1 protein-coding gene is annotated in these 1,240 nt (G+C 65.9%); it reads right to left on the reverse strand.

Annotation, left to right across the window (positions count from 1 at the left end; all coding sequences use genetic code 11):
- Positions 1 to 8: 8 nt before the first annotated feature.
- Complete coding sequence (locus E1263_RS42380; protein WP_238162083.1) at positions 9 to 1,154, reverse strand: IS30 family transposase; 1,146 nt, start codon at positions 1,152 to 1,154, stop codon at positions 9 to 11.
- Positions 1,155 to 1,240 lie beyond the last annotated feature (86 nt).

The following is a 1,240-nucleotide window of genomic DNA, read 5'->3' on the forward strand; positions in this document are numbered from 1 at the left end:
CGGCGGATTCAGGGGGTGGTCGCAACGCTGTCTAGGTCTTTGAGGATGAGGCTAGCGAGCATTTCGGTAGGGGTGTAGTAGCCGAGGCGTTTGCGGGGCCGGTCGTTGAGTTCGTCGGCGACGGTTTGCAGGTCGGCAGCGGTGTGGACGGACAGGTCGGTGCCTTTGGGCAGGTATTCGCGGATGAGGCCGTTGGTGTTTTCGTTGAGGCCGCGTTGCCAGGGTGAGTAGGGGTCGGCGAAGTAGACGTTGATGCCGGTTTGGGCGGTGATGCGGGCGTGGCGGGTCATTTCTGTGCCGCGGTCCCAGGTGAGGGTTTTGGTGAACCAGGCGGGCAGGGCGGTCATCTGTTCGATCACCGCGGCCGCGACGCGGTCGGCGGTGTAGCCGTCGGGCAGGTGGAGCAGGGTGAGGTAGCCGGTGGTGCGCTCGACGATGGTGCCGACGGCGGAGTTGGAGGCGGTGGAGCCTTTGATGAGGTCGCCTTCGTGGTGGCCGGGGATCAGGCGTCCTTCGACTTCTTCGGGGCGTTCGTGGATCGGCACCGCGTCGGGGATCTTGCCGCGGGTCTCGGGGTCGGGGCTTCGGCGCCGGCGGGTGGTCCGGCCGCGGCGCAGGCAGGCCTTCAGCTCGCGGGTCAGCTCGCCGCGCGGGTAGACATACAGGCTCTGGTAGATCGACTCGCGACTGATCTGCATCGCTTCATTGTCGGGGTGCAGCAGCCGTAGCCGGCCGGCGACTTCGTCGGGTGAGTACCGTTTGTCGAGCAGTTGCTGCACCACCGCGCGCAGCAGCGGGAACCGGGACAGCTTCGACTGTTTGGGGCGGCGTTGCCGTTGCCAGGCCATCGCGTGGGCCCGTTCGGGCTGGTAGGCGCCCGTGCGCGGATCACAGTTACGGTCGAGTTCGCGGCTGATCGTCGAGGCGGCACGGCCCATCCGGCGTCCGATCTCACGAATCGAGCACCCGGCCTCGCGAAGACGGGCCAGCTCGTAGCGCTCGTCGCGGTCGAGATAGCGAACGGAATAGGTCACTCCTGCTGGTCGATACACACCTCCCAGGCTGTGATGCAGCTTGTAGATGAAGGACTTCGACACGCCAGTACGGCGCGCGACCTCCATCGGCTTATGCCCCTTCGCCAGCAGATCCAGCACCAACTGCCGACGCCCCGGAGCCAACCTCGATCTCCTCACAACACCCTCCAAACTCAAGGTGTTGCGACAATCCCCTGACCCCAAGG

It is taken from the genome of Kribbella antibiotica (assembly GCF_004349055.1).
Classification (GTDB): Bacteria; Actinomycetota; Actinomycetes; order Propionibacteriales; family Kribbellaceae; genus Kribbella; species Kribbella antibiotica.